The following is a 15,631-nucleotide window of genomic DNA, read 5'->3' as shown; positions in this document are numbered from 1 at the left end:
AGATTACTGCTGATGTTTAAGGATAAATTGACCTTTCGGCGCAACAGGGAAGCCCTGTTCGATGTCGTAAATCACATCACCACGTAAGATGGTTTTCGTGATACGCGCGCCAATGGTACGGCCAACATACGGGCTGACTTTGTGGCGATATTCCAGATCGTCATTGGTAAGAACATAGCTGCTATTCGGCTGAATGAAGACGAAGTCGGCATCTTTTCCTGGGGCGATACGGCCTTTTTGCTGCAGACCGAAAATATCTGCTGCGTTAGTCGCCATTAATTTGCCGAACATCGGCAGAGACATACCGCGTTTCTGTACCGCTTCATCGAACATCACGTCCATGCAGCTTTGCAGACCGGCGATACCACCCCATGCTTTCATGATATTGCCGGCTTTCATTTCCGGCGGACATGGAGAGTGGTCGGAAACCAGGCAGTCGATTTCACCGTTAAACAGTTTTTCCCACATGCCTTTCTGGTTTTCCAGATCGCGGATCGGCGGTGAACACTTCGCCAGAGTACCGATTTCTTCGAACTGATCGGTATCAAGTACAAAGTAATGCGGGCAGGATTCACAAGTAACGTCCTGACCTTCCTGACGTGCACGAGTCACTTCTTCAACGCCTTCCGGGCTGCTGATATGGCAAACGTGCAGACGGCAACCGGCAACTTTCGCCAGATACAGCACGCGGCGAATCGCTTCCACTTCGGTAAATACCGGACGCGAAGCCACATAGTCATGAGCAGTTACGCGACCTTCACGCTTCGCTTCTTCGCCCAGTTCGTCACAGATCAGCGCGTTTTCGCAGTGCACCAGCACCGGCTGCCCCAGTTCGCCCAGCTTCTGCGCACCTTTGAAGAACTGCCAGTCGTTTACATCACGGAAGTCGTTGTCGATACCGCGATCGCCACAGGTCGCAACGAAGCATTTGAAGCCGACAACGCCCACTTCATCCAGCTCATGCAGACGGTCGATGTTGTAAGACACCAGGCCACCGAGTTGTGCCGCATCGATAGTCAGCTTGCCTTTAGCGGCATCGAACTTCAGTTCAATTGAAGCGCGGTCAACCGTTGCTGGCAGCTGGTTGAGCGGCATTTCGATCATGGTGGTGATACCACCTTTTGCCGCTGCGCGAGTACCCGTTTCATAACCTTCCCAGTGGCTACGACCCGGCTCAGAAATATGGGTGTGCGCATCAACCATGCCTGGAGAAACCACCAGACCAGACGCATCCATCACTTCTTTTGCATCGCCCAGATCCTGACCGATAGCAGCAATTTTTCCGCCTTTAACGGCGATATCTACAACGCGAGCTTCGTTTTCTAAAATAACGGTGCCGTTTTTAATGATTAAATCAAAAGACATAACAAACTCCTTGTAAAATACAGATTGGTTTTTTAACTCAATGTTCAATATCGGGATTAATTAACCTGTGACTTTTTGTTCTCCTGTTTTTTCTGCTGCTGTACGTTTTTTTAATAACGCGTAGGCAGCGAATGCGACAATAACGCCGACAAACCATGAAACGCGTGATAAAGGCTCCATGAACGGAATAAATTTACCACCGAGAGATAAAATAACGGCGACCAAAGTTACTGAGAACGCGGTAAGGTTAAAGCCGTTATCGTAATATTTGAAATCACCTGCTGCGGTATACAGTTCATCAAGATTAATTTGTCCGCGCATCACCATAAAATAATGCGCCATCATGACACCAATTACCGGACCCAGCATTCCGCCGATAATATCGAGGAACAGATAAATACTGTCCTGATTTTCCATTAATTTCCACGGGCAGATCACCAGGCTGATAATACTGGCAATCAGTACGCCGTTTTTATAGGTCAGTTTCGTCGGTGCAATAGCGGCAATCTGATAACCGGCCGGAATAATATTACCGGTGGCGTTAGTGGAAATGGTCGTCATCAGAATAACCAGTACCGCAAAGAACGAGGCAAACAGGCTGTCCCAACGCTGAACAATATCCAGCACGTTCCAGGTGTCAGCGCCGTAGTGAATACTGGCTCCGGCAATAATACATACCCCGGCGACCGCAAACAGAATATAGGCCACAACTAAACCCAGCGTTTGCCCCAGCGCTTGCTCACGAAACGAGTGGGCGTTTTGCGTAAAGTCGGATGCGCTCACCGCCGGTGCCGCCCAGACCGCAACTACCGCGTTAATCACCACCAGGAACAAGAATCCACTGTTTTCTGCTTTCTGAATACCGCTCGGAATGTAGTCAAAGATTGGACCGAGCCCGACCAGCGAAATCGCCCAAATCGCCATACCGCCGAAAACGATATAGATGCACGGGTTAAGAATGGCAGTGAATTTATTTAAAACTTTGCCACCGCCAAAACCTATACCAACGTTGACCAGCCAGAAGAGTAAGAAAGTAATTAAGCCCGGTAGAGAAAGGCCTAACAGAGTGAAATCACCACCGAGAGTTAAAAATCCCGGCCAGATTTTGCCAATCAGGATCAAGCAGGCCAGCGATCCGGCGTAACATTGCAGGCCAAACCACATAATGGCAGCAATCCCGCCTCTTAATAATCCGGGAAACAGTGCGCCACGTACGCCATAAGAAGCACGCAGGATCATGGCAAACGGTACGCCGTATTTACTGCCCGCAGCACCGTTTAATACCATTACCGCGGCAATGAAAAAGGCGCTGAGGATAATTGCCAGCATAATACTAAAGGTAGACAAGCCGAGAATAAAAAAGCCACCGACCATCACATAATTGGGAACGTTATGAACCGAACCCATCCATAAGGTAAAATAGTTAAATGTTTTCCAGGTCCGCTGGCTTTGCGTTTTCGGCAATAGATCTTCGCTATAGCCGCGTTGCTGGAATAGTTTTCTCTGATGTTCCATAAATCCCTCTTAATTTCACGTATCGAATAACGTCTTTTTAATCTAGCTATGAGGAACAAATAAAATAAAAATATTATTTTTAATACTGAAGCAACATCTTTGGCTGCTTTCTTTTTTTAATATTGCTGGCCGATTCATTTTCTGATATCGGCCATTTTTATTGCGGGTATCAGGCCAGTTTATGGTTAGCCATTAATTCCAGCGCCTGCACTAACGCAGAGTGATCCAACTGGCTGCCACCGTTTGCCGCACAGGTATTAAACAATTCCTGGCAGGTCGCGGTGTTTGGCAGGTTCAGCGCCAGTGCTTTCGCACTTTGCAGTGCCAGGTTGAGATCTTTCTGGTGCAGCGCAATTTTAAAACCTGGATTAAAGGTGCGTTTAATCATGCGCTCACCGTGAACTTCCAGAATACGTGAGGAAGCAAAGCCGCCCATCAGCGCCTGGCGCACACGTACCGGATCCGCTCCGGCTTTTGAAGCAAATAGCAGGGCTTCAGAAACCGCTTCAATATTGAGCGCTACGATAATCTGATTTGCTACTTTGCAGGTTTGACCGTCGCCGTTACCGCCCACGAGGGTGATATTTTTACCGAGCAGTTCAAACAGCGGTTTAACACGTTCAAATACCGCTTCGTCACCGCCAACCATAATCGACAACGTCCCTTCACGCGCGCCGATTTCACCGCCGGAGACGGGCGCATCGAGATAATCACCGCCCAGTTCATTCACCTGACGAGCGAAACGTTTAGTTTCGATCGGGGAAATGGAGCTCATATCAACAATGGTTTTGCCCTTCAACGAGGCTTTGGTACAACCATTTTCACCAAACAGAACTTCTTCAACCTGTGGCGTATCCGGCACCATAATAAAAATGATGTCCGATGCTTCCGTTACCTGGCGCGCAGTTTCAACACTGACGGCACCCAGTGACAGTAATTCATCAGCAACCGGACCAATGGTTGTGACATGCAGTTGATGACCGGCACGCGCCAGATTAATGGCCATCGGAGTACCCATAATACCTAAGCCAATAAATCCCAGTTTCATAATTAACCTCTTTTAAATTTCGCTTTTCCTGAATTCAGACAACACGATCCCCTGCCGACTTAGCGACCTAAAAAAGCATTGTCTGAATAGCGTTACGTTTTAACGGTACGGATCCATCCAGCGTAAACCGGCTTCCGTGGTGGTTTGGGGTTTATATTCACACCCAACCCAACCGTTGTAGTCAGAATTTTCAATTACCGTAAAGAGATATTCGTAATTAATTTCTCCGGTTCCCGGTTCGCCGCGATGCGGATTATCGGCAATTTGCAGGTGACCAATTTTATCGGCCCATTGAGTCATAGTGTTGGTTAATTCACCTTCCATCCGCTGCATGTGATAAATGTCATACTGAATTTTCAAATTGCAGCAACCAACATCATCAATCAGTTTCAGCGCCTGCCGAGTTCCGGTGAGATGGAAACCAGGAATATCAAAATGGTTGATAGGTTCAATCAGTAATAAAATATCTTCTTTCATCAGCATATTCGCGGCATAACGCAGGTTTTCTACAAGCGTTGCGTGAATCTGTTCACTGCTGAAACCAGCCGGCGTTTTACCGACCAGACAGTTAATTTTTTTATTACCCAGCGCACGGGCATAACGAATCGCTGCTGCTACGCCATCCCGAAACTCTTCTTCACGGCCAGGAATACAGGCAATACCGCGCTCCCCCGCCGCCCAGTCACCCGCCGGTAAATTGTGCAGCGTATGTTCGAGTTTATTACTCGCCAGTATCTGTTTTAATTCTTCAATGTCGTAGTCATAAGGGAACATAAATTCAACACCGCGAAAACCACACTGCGCAGCTTTCTCAAAACGGGCGAGAAAATCATATTCACCAAATAACATCGATAAATTAGCAGAGAAACGTAACATTATTTATCTCCCTTATTCATAGTGCATGAAGCAGGTTTCAGTCGGTGCGTCCACTGCGTTATCGGCGATATCTTCAAATTCCATGACATTATCCAGTTCGCTGCCCATCGAAATATTGGTCACACGCTCGAGAATAACTTCCACGACTACCGGTACCCGATATTGCGCCATTAAGGCTTTCGCCTGTTCAAAGGCTGGTGCTATATCTTCCGGTTTGAAAACGCGAATCGCTTTACAACCTAAACCTTCCGCTACTTTTACGTGGTCGACGCCGTAACCGTTCACTTCGCTGGAGTTAATATTTTCGAACGCGAGCTGTACGCAGTAATCCATATCAAACGCGCGCTGCGACTGGCGAATCAGACCGAGATAGGCGTTATTGACCAGTACATGGATGTACGGAATGTTGAACTGTGCGCCAACGGCTAATTCTTCAATCAGGAACTGGAAGTCGAAGTCACCGGAAATCGCCACCACATTGCGCTCTGGATCAGCGGCACAAACCCCCAGCGCCGCCGGAATGGTCCAGCCCAACGGGCCTGCCTGCCCACAGTTGATCCAGTGGCGGTCTTTAAAGACATGCAGCATTTGTGCCGCAGCGATTTGTGACAGACCAATGGTGGTGACATAACAAACATCGCGACCAAAGGCTTTGTTCATCTCTTCATACACGCGCTGCGGTTTCACCGGCACATTGTCGAAGTGAGTTTTACGCAGCAAAGTGCGTTTGCGCTGCTGGCAGTCGGCGACCCACTCTTTACGACACGGCAGACGACCTGCTTTTTGCATCTCCTGCGCCACTTCAACCAGCAGTGTCAGCGCCGCTTTAGCATCAGAGACAATGCCGAGATCCGGACACAGCACGCGGCCAATTTGCGTCGGCTCAATATCGATATGAACGATTTTGCGCCCTTCGGTGTATTTCTCTACCGAACCGGTATGACGGTTAGCAAAACGGTTACCGATACCAAACACCATGTCGGACGCCAGCAACGTTGCATTACCGTAACGATGCGCGGTTTGCAGGCCCACCATCCCGGCCATCAGTTCATGATCGTCCGGGATACAGCCCCAGCCCATCAGCGTTGGGATCACCGGAACGCTGGTCAGTTCAGCAAACTGTTGTAACAGTGCAGCTGCGTCAGCATTGATTACCCCGCCTCCGGCAACAATCACCGGACGTTCGGCCTGGATTAACATTTCTACAGCTTTTTCGATCTGCATACGGCTGGCAGCAGGTTTGTAGACCGGCAGCGGTTCGTACATATCAGGATCAAACTCGATTTCCGCAACCTGTACGTCGAACGGTAAATCCACCAGTACCGGACCCGGGCGACCAGAACGCATCAGGTGAAACGCCTGTTGCAGCACACGAGGCACCAGCGCCGCTTCACGAACTGTAACCGCCATTTTGCTGACCGGTTTAGCAATTGCTTCAATATCAACGGCCTGGAAATCTTCTTTATGCAGACGGGCGCGCGGAGCCTGGCCGGTAATACACAGAATAGGAATGGAATCAGCAGAAGCGGAATAGAGCGCGGTGATCATGTCCGTGCCCGCAGGACCGGAAGTCCCCAGACATACGCCGATATTCCCTGCCGTTGCGCGGGTATAACCTTCCGCCATGTGCGAAGCACCTTCCACATGACGCGCCAGAATGTGACGAATACCGCCGTGCTTACGCATCGCTGAGTAGAACGGATTGATTGCAGCTCCCGGAACGCCGAAGGCGGTGGTGATACCTTCTTTCTCCAGCACATACATTGCCGCGTCAACGGCTCTCATTTTTGCCATTTTATTCCTACCTCTATTAATTGGAAAATTTTTCCAACTTTCAAATTTTGTCAAAAAAACCCGCTCCGCAGAGCGGGATACGACAGACACTATGGATGTGCTTTCAGTCCCAACGCCGTGCTGATATCGCGGGCGGTGTCTCTGACCAGCTCACCCTGACTGACAAAACGATCTTCTGTCAGTCTTGATGAAGGCCCGGAGATGGAGATAGCGGCAACAACACTACCTACATCATCGTAAATTGCTGAAGCTATGCAATTCAGGCCGACAACATGCTCTTCTTTATCTACGGTATAGCCCAGTTCACGCGCTTGTTCCAGGTCCTTCAGCAAGGTGGGCATATCCACAAGCGTCGTTGGCGTAAACTGCTGCAAACCGGTTTGCAGAATGATGCTCATCAACTCTTCTTCCGCCAGCGGATAAAGCAGCGCCTTGCCCGCACCGGAAGCATGCAGCGGCAGACGACTGCCCAGCGGCGCACACATCCTGACCATCGATTTACACTCTAACTGACCAATTAATACCGCTTCATTGCCGTTACGGATCGCGACATTGACCGTTTCGCCGGAAAGTAACATCAGGCGGCGCATAAACGGCCCGGCGACGGAGAGGACATCGCGGTTATGGATGTACGCTGCACCGACGTTAAAGACACCTAATCCTATATGCCACCAGCCTAACTGACTGTCCTGATAGACAAAATCCGCTGCCTGTAAAACCTTCAGCAAGCGAAAGGTCGTGGAGAGCGGCAAATCCAGATTGAGAGAAATATCGCTAACCGACGAACTTCCCCCACTTTTTTCCAGATATTGCAGAATCGCAATTCCCCGCTCTAACGCCTGTGCGCCCTTCTGTGCCACAGGCTCCGCCTGTCCTGGCCTGCCGCGCCGTCTAACTTCCGTCATACCTACGTTAACTCCGACCTACAAGTGAGCATAAACAATGAACAATTCGTTTATCTTATGCAAGTCGGTTGCAGGCGTCACGCAAAACAGAGTTCCTGTTCAGGAATACTTTCAACATCACAGTTGTCACTGCCGCCGCGATCGATGGTCAGAAAATCGGTGACGCGCTGCCAGGCGAAAAGTGGGTGATGCCAGACGTTACGATGGTAATTCACCCCCTGTTCACCGTTGGTAATAAACGCCCGCAGCGTTGACAGGTCTGGTTTGTCGTCACCTAACGCCACGACTACCACAAACACTTCACCTTTCATCGGGATAAAGGCCTGAGTACCCAGCGGATGACGTTCGAGTTCGTGAATGGTCAGCGGCAGATTCGCCGGTTGCGCTCGGTTAATGCTGATAAGCGTACGGTCTTGCTCAAGAATCTCAACCAGCGCCAAATCGTGGTAACGCTCCACCAGGCCATTGTTAATATGGAAAAAATCCCGTTGCTGCGTTTCGATTACGTCGCCATAAGCACTAAAGGCTTCCTGACTTAACGGTAATACCTGAAGTTTCATCTTTTTGTCCTTGTAACATAATTCCGTTCAACCACCGCCGACCGGTCAGCTTGGTTTCAATAACAGGCAATCTAAAACCTTAAGAGAACAACATCAATACAAAAGTTGGAATATTTTTCCAAAACTAGATTTAGTCCACAAATTGAACAGGGTTATCATGTAAAAATACTGATAAATCAGAGGATAAGAAAATCACGCAACTTGCGGATTTAAAAGGGGATACCTGAAGATGTTCGATCCAGAAACCTTGCGGACTTTCATTGCGGTTGCTGAAACAGGAAGTTTTTCAAAAGCGGCAGAACGATTATGTAAAACCACGGCGACGATCAGTTATCGCATTAAACTTCTGGAAGAGAATACCGGAGTAGCGCTGTTTTTCCGTACGACTCGTAGCGTGACGTTGACGGCGGCTGGCGAGCATCTACTTTGTCAGGCCAGAGACTGGCTGAGCTGGCTGGAAAGTATGCCCAGCGAGTTACAACAGGTGAATGATGGCGTGGAACGCCAGGTGAATATCGTCATCAACAACCTGCTCTATAACCCTCAGGCCGTTGCCAGGCTGCTGGCGTGGCTAAATGAACGTTACCCGTTTACCCAATTTCACATCTCCCGACAAATCTATATGGGCGTCTGGGATTCGCTATTATACGAAGGTTTTTCACTGGCTATCGGCGTCACGGGAACCGAGGCGCTGGCAAATACCTTTAGTCTTGATCCCTTAGGATCGGTGCAATGGCGCTTTGTCATGGCGGCGGATCATCCGCTGGCGAACGTTGAAGAGCCGCTAACAGAAGCACAGTTGCGGCGCTTTCCGGCGGTTAATATTGAAGACAGCGCCCGCACACTAACCAAACGCGTCGCCTGGCGATTGCCGGGGCAAAAAGAGATTATTGTTCCCGATATGGAAACGAAAATCGCCGCCCATCTGGCGGGCGTTGGCATTGGTTTTTTGCCAAAATCACTTTGCCAGTCAATGATCGATAATCAACAACTGGTCAGCCGGGTAATCCCAACGATGCGCCCTCCTTCACCATTGAGTCTGGCATGGCGCAAATTTGGCAGCGGCAAAGCGGTAGAAGATATTGTGACCTTGTTTACCCAGCGCAGGCCGGAAATCAGCGGATTTTTAGAAATTTTCGGCAACCCACGCAGTTAAAAATCAAGTTTCCTTGCGCGTTGGCGCGTAAAATAGCGCGCAAGCTGATTTGAGGTTCACTTTTTACTATGCAAGAGAGACACACGGAACAGGACTATCGTGCCCTGCTGATTGCTGATACGCCCATTATTGATGTTCGCGCCCCCATCGAGTTTGAGCAAGGCGCAATGCCTGCCGCTATCAACCTGCCGTTAATGAATAACGATGAACGCGCCGCCGTTGGCACCTGCTATAAACAGCAAGGGTCAGACGCGGCGCTGGCGCTGGGTCATAAACTGGTGGCGGGTGAAATTCGTCAGCAGCGCATGGACGCCTGGCGGGCAGCGTGCCTGCAAAATCCGCACGGTATTCTCTGCTGCGCCCGAGGCGGTCAGCGCTCACATATTGTGCAAAGCTGGTTGCATGCAGCGGGGATTGATTATCCGCTGGTGGAAGGCGGTTATAAGGCACTGCGCCAGACCGCGATTCAGGCGACTATTGAACTGGCACAAAAACCGATAGTGCTGATTGGCGGTTGTACCGGCAGCGGTAAAACGCTGTTAGTGCAGCAACAGCCGAACGGTGTTGATCTGGAAGGGTTGGCGCGTCATCGCGGTTCGGCGTTTGGTCGCACCTTACAACCACAACTTAGCCAGGCGAGTTTTGAAAACCTGCTGGCTGCCGAAATGCTAAAAACCGACGCCCGTCAGAATTTGCGCCTGTGGGTGCTGGAAGACGAAAGCCGGATGATCGGTTCGAATCACCTGCCGGAATGCCTGCGCGAGCGAATGACCCAGGCGGCGATTGCGGTAGTAGAAGATCCGTTTGAGATCCGTCTTGAGCGGCTGAACGAAGAATATTTCCTGCGTATGCATCATGATTTTACCCACGCGTACGGCGACGAACAGGGCTGGCAGGAGTATTGCGAATACCTGCATCACGGACTTTCGGCGATTAAGCGTCGGCTGGGGCTACAGCGCTATAACGAACTGGCTGCAAGGCTGGATGCGGCGCTGACAACGCAACTTACCACCGGCAGCACCGACGGTCATCTGGCCTGGCTGGTGCCGTTACTTGAAGAATATTACGACCCGATGTATCGCTATCAGCTTGAGAAAAAAGCGGAAAAAGTTGTCTTTCGCGGTGAGTGGGCGGAAGTGGCGGAATGGGTTAAGACGCAGTGATGGGCGGTATTCTGAAACGGCGATTGTCGTGAGAACAGAATGGTTGCACCAGAATACAGATATAAAAAAACCGACATGACAGTCGGTTTTTTTATTTTTTCCGCCCAAGACTTGGTGGTTCCGGGCAGAAATGAAACAGTCCTCATCTAGCAAGTGAATTATAAGTCAGGATGCCTACATATTCAAACAGCTATGTTGGCGATACAATCCCGACGCTAGTAGTGATACTGCCTCAAGGGACTACCGCAGTGCGGAAAAGTACTTTTAAGTCCTGGTCAGGATACAGGTGGTGCTGATTCTGGTGCTCTAATTTGGAGAGAGGCAGTCCTCATCTAGCACATGAAGAAAATCATAGTTACAGGCAACGTAAGGGTAAGCTGTGATTGTCTTTCTCCCTTAAGGGAGCAACGGATGAAAACTTTTCTCGATAAAGTTCTCATCGTTCTTAAGGCGCTAATCGCGCTGCTGGAACTGATCCGTCAGTTTATTGAATAACTGAGGAAACGTAGCTAAGGCCGAAGGTTTACCACCTTCGGCCTTTAAAAAAACCGACATGACAGTTGGTTTCATATTTATTGCCAAAATGCACACTGTTCATGCCAGATGCGGCGTAAACGCCTTATCCGGCCTACACAATCTTGCAAAATCAATATATTGCACGATCCTCGTAGGCCTGATAAGCGTAGCGCATCAGGCAATCTAACGCCTGTCATCACCCCGCAAACTGCCTGAACAGCGCCTTACCCTTAACCAATCGCGCACCCAGCCAGCCGCCGAAAAGCGACAGCAGCAGTGCACCGCTGCACGGCAGCACAATCCACAATCGCCAGTCTGGCTCCCACGGAAAATCAAACACTTTCGCCTGCAACACTGCCAGCGCCGTTTCCGCACCAATTGCGGCTACCAGGCCAGAAACAAACCCAAGCATGGCGAACTCACACCACAACGTGGTACGCAGCAGTTTTTTCCCCGCACCGAGTGTGCGCCACACCACCAGCTCCTGATGACGCTGACGCATTCCCACCTGCACCTGTGCCAGCAACAGCAACATACCGCAGGCGGTGACCAGCACCACCATCACCTCCAGCGCCCGACTTACCTGCTCCAGCACCTGACCGACCTGTTTTAAAATCGCGCCAATGTCTAACAGGCTAATAGTAGGGAACTGGCGGTTGAGTTGCGTCAACATGCCGTTGCCATTCTCCCAGCGGAAACTGGTAAGCCAGCTCTGCGGTTGCCCGTCTAATGCCCCTTCAGGGAAAATAAAATAGAAATTAGGCCGCAGACTTTCCCAGTCCACTTTGCGCAGGCTGGTCACTTTAGCGCGGAACTCCTGGGTATCGCCCATAAAAGTCACGGTATCACCGAGGGCAACGTTTAAGCGTTTCGCCAGCCCCTCTTCCATCGACACTTCATCGGCTTTTGGCGGCCAGTTACCGGCGACAATCGGATTATGATCGGGCCGCGTATTTTGCCAGGTAAGATTGAGTTCGCGATTGAGCGCCTCATCTTCATTGCCTTCTGTCGGCTTATCGTTAATCGCCGTCAGCCGCGCCCGCACCACCGGATAAAACGATTCCGGGACTATCTGATGTTCCGCGAGGAACGCTTTTAGCGGTGCTACCTGTTCTGTGGCGATGTTAATTAAAAAGTAGTTCGGGCTTTCTGGAGGTAGCTGCTGCTGCCAGCGGTCGAGCAGATCGCCACGCAATACCAGCAACAGCGCCAGCAGCATAAAGGAGAGCGAAAATGCCGAAAGCTGGCTTAACGTTGACCACGGCTGACGTAACAGGCGGCTAACCGCCAGGCGCAGAGGTAGCGATTTCAGCGTCATGCGGCGAAGTACATTCAGCAGCATCCAGCCCAGCACACCGCACAGCAAAGCCAGTACTACCGCGCCCGCCAGCACCGCCCAAAGCAGCATGCTGCCACCCATTAATCCGGCGAGCAGCAGCACAACCACCACACTGACAATCGGCAGATAAAACTTCAGCGGCCAGACGTTCGCGACCACATCATTACGTAATACGCGTAAAGGCTGCGTTGCCAGCAACAAGCGGTACGGTCGTAGCCCCACCAGCAGCGAGATGACCGTCATGGTGCCCAGCGCCCACAACCACGGCCAGAGGCTGGCTGGCGGTAGTGCAGCAGGCAAAACGGGCTTGAGCAGCACCATCAACACGTTTTCGAACAACAGGCCTATCGCACCACCGGTAACGGCTGAAAGCGCCAGCACCATCAACCACTGACCGACGATTAACTTACGCAATTGCGCTCGCCCTGCTCCCAGCGTTTTGAGGATCGCCATCAGATCGTAGCGACTGCGACAGTAATGATTCATCGCCACCGCCACCGCTGCCACTGCCAGCAGCAAGGTCAGAAGCGCCGAAAGCAGCAGGAACTGTTGCGAGCGTTCCATCGAGCGCCCCAGCGCGCCTTCGTCCTGTTCCAGACCGTACCAGCGTTGTTCGGGTTTAAGCTGGGGTAACAACCATTTCTCATAGCCGTCGAGCTGGTTCTCGTTGCCGCCGAATTTATAGCGCCAGGTGACCCGACTTCCCGGCTGCACGGCTCCGGTTTTATCGACATCCGCCAGATTCATCATCAGACGCGGAGCCATCTGGAAGGGGTTAAAACCGGAATCCGGTTCCTGAATCACTTCTCCGGCAATCCGCAAGGTGGCATCGCCCACGTCAATGGTGTCGCCCGTTTTCAGGTTAAGCAGTGCCATCAGGCGTGGGGCCAGCAATACGCTGCCCGCCTGCGGTTTCAGGCCTGGGGGATTGGTTTGCAGATCGCCATACATCGGGTAGATATCATCCACCGCTTTGACGTTCGCCAGCTGCGGTGTGTCGCCTGCAAATGTCATGGTGGCGAAAGTCAGCTGCTTGCCGACTTTCAGGCCGCGCTTTTGCGCTTCCTCCAGCCACGCTTGCGGCACTTCGCGCGAACTGCGCAACGCCCGATCGCCCGCCATAAACTCCCGGCTTTGCTGGCTTAAGCCCTTCTCCATGCGATCGCTGATATTGCCCAGCGCCAGCACGCAGGCCACCGCCAGGCTTAGCGCCAGCCAGACAATTAATAGCGACGGCGAGCGCCATTCGCGCCAGAACCAACGTGCAATCATGCTTCCTCCTGCAACTGCCCGTTCACCAGCCGTAAGCAGCGGTCGCAGCGTGCCGCCAGTTGCAGGTCGTGGGTCACCATAATCAACGTGGTGCCATGTTCACGGTTGAGGGAAAACAGCAGGTCGGCAATTTTATCGCCCGTCTGGCGGTCAAGATTGCCGGTGGGTTCGTCGGCAAACAGCACATCAGGCCGACCATTAAAAGCTCGCGCCAGCGCCACTCGTTGCTGTTCGCCGCCGGAAAGCTGTGCCGGAAGATGATCCAGACGTTTACCCAGTCCTAACTGTTCGAGCAACGCTTTTGCCCCGTTACGACTTTCCACGCTACTTTCACCGCGCAGCAGCGCCGGAAGCTCGACGTTTTCCAGCGCGTTAAGGGTAGGAATTAACATAAATGACTGAAAAACAAAACCTACGTGCTTCGCGCGTAACTTTGCCCGCGCTTCTTCGTCCATATTATGTAGCGGTTGTCCCACCAGATTTACTTCGCCACTGCTGCCGTCATCCAGCCCGGCGAGGATCGCCAGCAAGGTTGACTTACCCGATCCCGACTCGCCCACCAGCGCGATGGTCTCGCCACGTTTGACAACCAGCTCAACTCCGGTGAGGATGGAGAGTTCATGCTCCCCCTGACCGACGGACTTCTTAAGATGATGAACTTCAACAATGTTTTCCGCTGGCATTTGCCCTTCCTGTTCCTGGTCCTGTTAACCTTCCGTGCCGCTGCAGCGGACACGTTATTGATTCTGGGTGATAGCCTGAGCGCCGGGTATCGAATGTCTGCCAGCGCGGCCTGGCCTGCCTTGTTGAATGATAAGTGGCAGAGTAAAACGTCGGTAGTCAATGCCAGCATCAGCGGCGACACCTCGCAACAAGGGCTGGCGCGCCTTCCGGCTCTGCTGAAACAGCATCAGCCGCGTTGGGTGCTGGTTGAACTGGGCGGCAATGACGGTTTGCGTGGTTTTCAGCCACAACAAACCGAGCAAACGCTGCGCCAGATTTTGCAGGAGGTCAAAGCCACCAACGCTGAACCATTGTTAATGCAAATACGTCTGCCTGCAAACTATGGTCGCCGTTATAATGAAGCCTTTAGCGCCATTTACCCCAAACTCGCCAAAGAGTTTGATGTTCCGCTGCTGCCCTTTTTTATGGAAGAGGTCTACCTCAAACCACAATGGATGCAGGATGACGGTATTCATCCCAACCGCGACGCCCAGCCGTTTATTGCCGACTGGATGGCGAAGCAGTTGCAGCCTTTAGTAAATCATGACTCATAAAGCAACGGAGATCCTGACAGGTAAAGTTATGCAAAAATCGGTCTTAATTACCGGATGTTCCAGTGGAATTGGCCTGGAAAGCGCGCTCGAATTAAAACGCCAGGGTTTTCATGTGCTGGCAGGTTGCCGGAAAGCGGATGATGTTGAGCGCATGAACAGCATGGGATTTACCGGCGTGTTGATCGATCTGGATTCGCCAGAATGTGTTGATCGCGCAGCCGACGAAGTGATCGCCCTGACCGATAATTGTCTGTATGGGATCTTTAACAATGCCGGATTCGGCATGTATGGCCCCCTTTCCACCATCAGCCGTGCGCAGATGGAACAGCAGTTTTCCGCCAACTTTTTCGGCGCACACCAGCTCACCATGCGCCTGTTACCCGCGATGTTGCCGCACGGTGAAGGGCGTATTGTGATGACCTCATCGGTGATGGGATTAATCTCCACACCGGGTCGTGGCGCTTACGCGGCCAGTAAATATGCGCTGGAGGCGTGGTCAGACGCGCTGCGCATGGAGCTACGCCACTGTGGAATTAAAGTCAGCCTGATCGAACCCGGTCCCATTCGTACTCGCTTCACCGACAACGTCAACCAGACGCAAAGTGATAAACCAGTCGAAAATCCCGGCATCGCCGCCCGCTTTACGTTGGGACCGGAAGCGGTGGTGGACAAAGTACGCCATGCTTTTATTAGCGAGAAGCCGAAGATGCGCTATCCGGTAACGCTGGTGACCTGGGCGGTAATGGTGCTTAAGCGCCTACTGCCGGGGCGCGTGATGGACAAAATATTGCAGGGGTGAGTTGAAGCGCGCGCTTAAGCCCCCATGTCAAAGAAAATATCGACAA

14 protein-coding genes are annotated in these 15,631 nt (G+C 51.6%); 5 read left to right on the top strand and 9 right to left on the bottom strand.

Features of this window, described 5'->3' with window-relative positions; all coding sequences use genetic code 11:
* Positions 1 to 3 precede the first annotated feature (3 nt).
* The 7 genes from allB to allA all read right to left on the bottom strand — a co-directional run bounded on the left by allB (position 4) and on the right by allA (position 8,063).
* A complete protein-coding gene (gene allB / locus ACJHWT_RS03450; RefSeq protein WP_000006897.1) occupies positions 4 to 1,365 on the bottom strand; it encodes an allantoinase AllB in 1,362 nt (453 codons plus the stop codon).
* Positions 1,366 to 1,425: 60 nt separating this feature from the next.
* Complete coding sequence (locus tag ACJHWT_RS03445) at positions 1,426 to 2,880, bottom strand: allantoin transporter (RefSeq protein ID WP_000401143.1); 1,455 nt, start codon at positions 2,878 to 2,880, stop codon at positions 1,426 to 1,428.
* 169 nt (positions 2,881 to 3,049) lie between these two features.
* A complete protein-coding gene (gene glxR, locus ACJHWT_RS03440; protein WP_000765839.1) occupies positions 3,050 to 3,928 on the bottom strand; it encodes a 2-hydroxy-3-oxopropionate reductase in 879 nt (292 codons plus the stop codon).
* Between the two features lie 99 nt (positions 3,929 to 4,027).
* Positions 4,028 to 4,804, bottom strand: a complete 777-nt coding sequence (gene hyi / locus ACJHWT_RS03435) for a hydroxypyruvate isomerase (RefSeq protein WP_000943546.1) — start codon at positions 4,802 to 4,804, stop codon at positions 4,028 to 4,030.
* Positions 4,805 to 4,816: 12 nt separating this feature from the next.
* Entirely contained in the window at positions 4,817 to 6,598 is a 1,782-nt protein-coding gene (gcl, locus tag ACJHWT_RS03430) for a glyoxylate carboligase (protein ID WP_001309310.1), read from the bottom strand.
* Between the two features lie 89 nt (positions 6,599 to 6,687).
* Positions 6,688 to 7,503 (bottom strand): HTH-type transcriptional repressor AllR, encoded by an 816-nt coding sequence (allR, locus tag ACJHWT_RS03425; protein ID WP_000141275.1) that lies wholly within the window; start codon positions 7,501 to 7,503, stop codon positions 6,688 to 6,690.
* A 77-nt stretch (positions 7,504 to 7,580) separates the two neighbouring features.
* Positions 7,581 to 8,063, bottom strand: a complete 483-nt coding sequence (gene allA, locus ACJHWT_RS03420; RefSeq protein WP_000776388.1) for an ureidoglycolate lyase — start codon at positions 8,061 to 8,063, stop codon at positions 7,581 to 7,583.
* 229 nt (positions 8,064 to 8,292) lie between these two features.
* Here allA and allS point away from each other — a divergent pair, with 229 nt between their 5' ends.
* The 3 genes from allS (at position 8,293) to dinQ (ending at position 10,877) form a co-directional block, all read left to right on the top strand.
* Entirely contained in the window at positions 8,293 to 9,219 is a 927-nt protein-coding gene (allS, locus tag ACJHWT_RS03415) for an HTH-type transcriptional activator AllS (protein WP_000460118.1), read from the top strand.
* 68 nt (positions 9,220 to 9,287) lie between these two features.
* Positions 9,288 to 10,382 carry a tRNA 2-selenouridine(34) synthase MnmH gene (gene mnmH, locus ACJHWT_RS03410; protein WP_001157969.1) on the top strand — a complete coding sequence of 365 codons (1,095 nt, stop codon included), beginning with the start codon at positions 9,288 to 9,290 and terminating at the stop codon, positions 10,380 to 10,382.
* A 339-nt stretch (positions 10,383 to 10,721) separates the two neighbouring features.
* Entirely contained in the window at positions 10,722 to 10,877 is a 156-nt protein-coding gene (dinQ, locus tag ACJHWT_RS03405) for a damage-inducible type I toxin DinQ (protein WP_001308457.1), read from the top strand.
* 217 nt (positions 10,878 to 11,094) lie between these two features.
* Here dinQ and ybbP read toward each other — a convergent pair whose 3' ends face one another.
* Both ybbP and ybbA read right to left on the bottom strand, forming a co-directional pair.
* On the bottom strand, positions 11,095 to 13,509 hold the full coding sequence (ybbP, locus tag ACJHWT_RS03400; RefSeq protein ID WP_000561840.1) for a putative ABC transporter permease subunit YbbP: 2,415 nt from the start codon (positions 13,507 to 13,509) through the stop codon (positions 11,095 to 11,097).
* The gene (gene ybbA / locus ACJHWT_RS03395) at positions 13,506 to 14,192 is read right to left on the bottom strand and encodes a putative ABC transporter ATP-binding protein YbbA (RefSeq protein ID WP_001110563.1); all 687 of its coding nucleotides are present in this window, start codon (positions 14,190 to 14,192) and stop codon (positions 13,506 to 13,508) included. The genes ybbP and ybbA overlap by 4 nt, the downstream gene beginning before the upstream one ends.
* Here ybbA and tesA point away from each other — a divergent pair.
* On the top strand, positions 14,163 to 14,786 hold the full coding sequence (gene tesA / locus ACJHWT_RS03390; RefSeq protein WP_001317662.1) for a multifunctional acyl-CoA thioesterase I/protease I/lysophospholipase L1: 624 nt from the start codon (positions 14,163 to 14,165) through the stop codon (positions 14,784 to 14,786). The two genes, ybbA and tesA, sit on opposite strands and share 30 nt — an antisense overlap.
* Positions 14,776 to 15,585 (top strand): NADP(+)-dependent aldehyde reductase, encoded by an 810-nt coding sequence (ybbO, locus tag ACJHWT_RS03385; protein WP_000148927.1) that lies wholly within the window; start codon positions 14,776 to 14,778, stop codon positions 15,583 to 15,585. The genes tesA and ybbO overlap by 11 nt, the downstream gene beginning before the upstream one ends.
* Positions 15,586 to 15,631 lie beyond the last annotated feature (46 nt).

Origin of the sequence: Escherichia sp. WS338 (assembly GCF_046486405.1) — a bacterium.
GTDB lineage: Bacteria > Pseudomonadota > Gammaproteobacteria > Enterobacterales > Enterobacteriaceae > Escherichia > Escherichia coli.
This window is presented reverse-complemented; position numbering and strand designations above follow the sequence as displayed.

What these genes read in the sequence shown, in the direction of transcription:
- ybbP (WP_000561840.1), bottom strand. Translation starts at nt 13,509, where the DNA reads ATGATTGCACGTTGGTTCTGGCGCGAATGGCGCTCGCCGTCGCTATTA.
- ybbO (WP_000148927.1), top strand. Translation starts at nt 14,776, where the DNA reads ATGACTCATAAAGCAACGGAGATCCTGACAGGTAAAGTTATGCAAAAA.
- hyi (WP_000943546.1), bottom strand. Translation starts at nt 4,804, where the DNA reads ATGTTACGTTTCTCTGCTAATTTATCGATGTTATTTGGTGAATATGAT.
- mnmH (WP_001157969.1), top strand. Translation starts at nt 9,288, where the DNA reads ATGCAAGAGAGACACACGGAACAGGACTATCGTGCCCTGCTGATTGCT.
- dinQ (WP_001308457.1), top strand. Translation starts at nt 10,722, where the DNA reads ATGAAGAAAATCATAGTTACAGGCAACGTAAGGGTAAGCTGTGATTGT.
- ACJHWT_RS03445 (WP_000401143.1), bottom strand. Translation starts at nt 2,880, where the DNA reads ATGGAACATCAGAGAAAACTATTCCAGCAACGCGGCTATAGCGAAGAT.
- gcl (WP_001309310.1), bottom strand. Translation starts at nt 6,598, where the DNA reads ATGGCAAAAATGAGAGCCGTTGACGCGGCAATGTATGTGCTGGAGAAA.
- allA (WP_000776388.1), bottom strand. Translation starts at nt 8,063, where the DNA reads ATGAAACTTCAGGTATTACCGTTAAGTCAGGAAGCCTTTAGTGCTTAT.
- allB (WP_000006897.1), bottom strand. Translation starts at nt 1,365, where the DNA reads ATGTCTTTTGATTTAATCATTAAAAACGGCACCGTTATTTTAGAAAAC.
- glxR (WP_000765839.1), bottom strand. Translation starts at nt 3,928, where the DNA reads ATGAAACTGGGATTTATTGGCTTAGGTATTATGGGTACTCCGATGGCC.
- allR (WP_000141275.1), bottom strand. Translation starts at nt 7,503, where the DNA reads ATGACGGAAGTTAGACGGCGCGGCAGGCCAGGACAGGCGGAGCCTGTG.
- allS (WP_000460118.1), top strand. Translation starts at nt 8,293, where the DNA reads ATGTTCGATCCAGAAACCTTGCGGACTTTCATTGCGGTTGCTGAAACA.
- ybbA (WP_001110563.1), bottom strand. Translation starts at nt 14,192, where the DNA reads ATGCCAGCGGAAAACATTGTTGAAGTTCATCATCTTAAGAAGTCCGTC.
- tesA (WP_001317662.1), top strand. Translation starts at nt 14,163, where the DNA reads ATGAACTTCAACAATGTTTTCCGCTGGCATTTGCCCTTCCTGTTCCTG.